The organism is Paenibacillus periandrae (assembly GCF_022458865.1).
GTDB classification, from domain to species: domain Bacteria; phylum Bacillota; class Bacilli; order Paenibacillales; family NBRC-103111; genus Paenibacillus_S; species Paenibacillus_S periandrae.
The window spans coordinates 1-210 of record NZ_JAJNMU010000262.1 but is presented as its reverse complement, the minus strand read 5'-3'; the positions used below and the strand labels follow the sequence as shown (position 1 = coordinate 210).

Annotated in this window: 1 rRNA gene; it reads left to right on the top strand. The window is 54.3% G+C overall.

What is annotated here, in order from left to right:
- Nucleotides 1–210, top strand: a 23S ribosomal RNA gene (locus tag LRL21_RS47550); the annotation flags it as partial.

Sequence of the window (210 nt, the reverse complement as noted above, 5' to 3'; positions counted from 1 at the left end):
ACAGTGATTCCGTCAGTAGCGGCGAGCGAACGCGGAACAGCCCAAACCTGAGAGCTTGCTCTCAGGGGTTGTGGGACGTCAAGATCGGGTTAGCAGAATAGGTGAAGCAGTCTGGAAAGGCTCATCACAGAGGGTAACAATCCCGAAACCGAAAATCTGCGAAACTTGTAGACGGATCCCGAGTACCGCGAGACACGTGAAACCTCGTGG